This is a genomic window from Streptomyces sp. NPDC005485 (assembly GCF_040606085.1).
GTDB lineage: Bacteria > Actinomycetota > Actinomycetes > Streptomycetales > Streptomycetaceae > Streptomyces.
Map to the genome: position 1 here is coordinate 1 of NZ_JBEXDZ010000302.1, position 3,244 is coordinate 3,244.

Sequence of the window (3,244 nt, forward strand, 5' to 3'; positions counted from 1 at the left end):
CCACCCCTGCACGGTGGGGTTGCCGGATTCCGCCAGCTCAGCCCTTCTCCGTGCGGCACGGGCCGACAGCGACTGCCGGGCGACCGGGCACGGTCCAGGGGGAAGGCGACCGTGCCGGTGCCGCGGGGTGGGGATGGTTCATGGAGCGCTGCGCGCATGCCTCAAGGCGGCATGGGGCCCGGGAAGGAATCTGCCGCGCCGCGAACGGCGGAGCTGCGGCAACGGATCCGGCGCCACGGATCCGGGGAAACAAGGGAGAGTTGTAGACCCGTAAAACGCTCAACGTCAAGGCAGGAAAGGGAAGTTGGAGGTGAAAGACTCAATCGGCCACTGGCGCGTTCACGGCTGACACACAATCAACATCCCTTTCCCACAAGTCCCTTGACCCAGGGTGTAACCCCGGGTAACTTCCAGGTCGGCTACTGCGGCGTAACGAGAAAGCCCTTGCACCCGCCGGGAGGTTCGGGGTGGCGTGCGCCGCAGCCGCTGTCCGCGCCAGGACAACGTGCCGTTCGTCCCACCTGCGTTGACTATGCTCAGGGAGCACACATGGCCTCGTCCTCGGACGCCTCGGCGTCCACCCCCGAACAGCCGGAAAGCGGTTCCGCCCTCGCGCAGCCGGAGCCGGAAGTTGCCGGCAGACGCGGGCGGGTCCGCCTGCGCCGCGCCGCGGTGATGGCGGTGCCTGCCACCGCAATCGCCGCCGGGTTGATGATCCTGACCGCCCAGGGAGCCCTGGGTGTGCAGTTCGCGATCTCCGGCATGCCGTTCACGGTCACCGCCACGGAGCTCAACGGCACGGGCTTCGAGCAGTTCGGCGGCCTCGACAGCATGGCCGAGGACAGTCCGAACGCGGGTGACACCGGAGGCCAGGTGCTGATCGTCACCTCCGCGATCAAGAGCGCCACGATCACCAAGCTGTGCCAGAGCGTCGACCTCGGCGGCACGAACCTGGTGATCACCGCGGGCAGCGGCGCCGACAAGGTGCAGGCGACCAACCTCACCACCGACTCGACCGAGATGTCGGGCGACGCGTCCTTCAACAACATCGAGATCGGCAACGACGCGAGCACGCTCGACAAGGCCGGCGTACAGGGCCCCAAGGGTGTCTTCAGCCAGCAGTCCGACACGGTCCGCATCGCGAACCTGCGGCAGACCAACTACGCCACCACAGCGGCGGTGTTCAAGCTTCCCGGCCTCAAGCTCCGCTTCAGCGACCAGGCTTGCTGATGCCCTCGTCCCGGATTCCGCGGTCCGTGAGGTCCGGCTTCCGGCAGTGGCGCGCGAACCGCCCCTTCTGGGGCGGGCTGCTGCTCGCCCTCGGCGGGGCGGAGGTGCTGCTCACCGAGAAGGCGTCCGTGAAGGTCATCCTGCACAGCGGTACCGAGGTGCTGGCCGGCTATCTCCTCCCCGTCGTGATGCTGCTCTGCGGCCTGCTGATCCTCTTCAACCCCACCCAGCGGCTCTTCTACTCCCTGGTCGGCATCCTGGTCACCCTCGGCACCTGGGTCACCTCGAACCTGGGCGGCTTCTTCGTCGGCCTCCTCCTCGGAATCACCGGCAGTTGCCTGGCCTTCGGCTGGCTGCCGGACCAGCAGCCGCGGCACGGCCTGCTGGCCCGCCGACGCGAGCGCCGGGCGGCGGCCGAAGCGCCCGCCCCGGAGCCCTCACCGGCCCCCTGACCGCAAGCGTCAACGCTCCCTCCCCGCACGGACGTCGACACCGCACAGCCGCCGCCACGCGCTCTCGCCAGAGCGCCGGGCGGCGGCTAGCGTGGCGTGCCGCAGTGACTGACGACGTGATCCGACGGACGATGTGACGGACTTCGCGACGTGACGCACGACGTGACGCGACGGAGTACGTGCAGGACATCGACGTACGAGTGCCAGGGAGGCGCCCCGATGGGAAACCCGAGCCCGTTAACGAGCCCGAGCCCCATGGCGATAGACGCGGCCGGCCGTGACATCCACGGCGAGGCCGCCCGTATCCGCGCGAGGGGACCGGTGACACGCGTCACGCTGCCCGGCGGAGTGGAGGCCTGGGCGGTCAGCAGCCCCGACCTGCTCAAACGACTGCTCGCCGACCCCCGGGTCTCCAAGGACCCACGACAGCACTGGACGGCCTTCATCAACGGGGAGATCTCCCCCGAGTGGCCGCTGTTCACCTGGGTCGCCGTGCAGAACATGTTCACCGCCTACGGAAGTGACCACCGGCGGCTGCGCATCCTGGTGTCCAAGGCCTTCACCGCCCGCCGCACCGCTGCCCTCCAGCCGCGCATCGAGCAGATCACCGAGGATCTCCTCGACCGCGTCGAGGAGGCCGGGCGCAACGGCGCCGCGGTCGACCTGCGGGAGGAGTTCTGCTACCCGCTGCCCATCCAGGTGATCAGCGAGCTGTTCGGCCTGCCCGAGGAACGCGGCCCGGAACTGCGCCGGTTGGTGGACCGTCTCTTCGACACCTCCGCCGCCCCCGGCGAAATGCTGGCGGCCTACGAGCAGTTGTCCGGCATCCTCGGCGAACTCGTCGCCGCCAAGCGGCTGTCGCCCGGCGACGACCTGGCCTCCGGCCTGCTCACGGCCCGTGACGAGGACGGCCGCACCCATCTGACCGACCAGGAACTGCTCGACACCCTGTTGCTGATGATCAGCGCCGGGCACGAGACCACGGTCAACCTCATCGACAACGCCGTGCACGCGCTCCTCACGCACCCCGAACAGCTCGCCCTGGTACGAGAGGGCCGCGCCTCCTGGGACGACGTGATCGAGGAGTCGCTGCGCCATGACGCCCCGGTCGCCAGCCTGCCGTTGCGCTACGCCGTGGAGGACCTGGACCTCGGCGCACTCGGCGGCCCGGAGGGGATGTCGATCCCCAAGGGTGACGCGCTGCTGGCCGCCTACGCCGCCGCCGGACGCTCCCCGGAGCGGTACGGCGACGACGCCGACCGCTTCGACGTCACCCGCGCCGACAAGGAGCACCTCGCCTTCGGCCACGGCGTCCACCGCTGCCTCGGCGCCCCGCTCGGTCGTCTGGAGGCCCGCATCGCCCTCCCGGCTCTCTTCGACCGTTTCCCGGATCTCCGACCGGCCGTGCCGGAGAGCGAGTTGACCCAGGTGGACTCCTTCATCTCCAACGGCCACCGGTCCCTTCCCGTCCGTATCTGAACCCTGGTCGGGACAGGGGACGTCGGCTGAGCCGACCTCCACCTACGTACGGCGGCGGGCCGCCGGAGATTCACTCCGGCGGC

General features: G+C 69.7%; 3 protein-coding genes. All 3 read left to right on the forward strand.

The genetic code is table 11. The features are described from left to right. The first annotated feature begins 549 nt into the window (after window positions 1-549). The 3 genes from ABZS97_RS43670 (at window position 550) to ABZS97_RS43680 (ending at window position 3,161) form a co-directional block, all read left to right on the forward strand. Window positions 550-1,230, forward strand: a complete 681-nt coding sequence (locus ABZS97_RS43670; protein ID WP_356149556.1) for a DUF6230 family protein — start codon at window positions 550-552, stop codon at window positions 1,228-1,230. After that, window positions 1,230-1,682 carry a DUF6114 domain-containing protein gene (locus ABZS97_RS43675; protein WP_356149562.1) on the forward strand — a complete coding sequence of 151 codons (453 nt, stop codon included), beginning with the start codon at window positions 1,230-1,232 and terminating at the stop codon, window positions 1,680-1,682. The genes ABZS97_RS43670 and ABZS97_RS43675 overlap by 1 nt, the downstream gene beginning before the upstream one ends. Before the next feature lie 255 nt (window positions 1,683-1,937). Then, on the forward strand, window positions 1,938-3,161 hold the full coding sequence (locus ABZS97_RS43680) for a cytochrome P450 (RefSeq protein ID WP_356149559.1): 1,224 nt from the start codon (window positions 1,938-1,940) through the stop codon (window positions 3,159-3,161). Window positions 3,162-3,244 lie beyond the last annotated feature (83 nt).

Coding starts and splice junctions, on each gene's coding strand:
- ABZS97_RS43670 (WP_356149556.1), top strand. CDS start 550: ATGGCCTCGTCCTCGGACGCCTCGGCGTCCACCCCCGAACAGCCGGAA.
- ABZS97_RS43675 (WP_356149562.1), top strand. CDS start 1,230: ATGCCCTCGTCCCGGATTCCGCGGTCCGTGAGGTCCGGCTTCCGGCAG.
- ABZS97_RS43680 (WP_356149559.1), top strand. CDS start 1,938: ATGGCGATAGACGCGGCCGGCCGTGACATCCACGGCGAGGCCGCCCGT.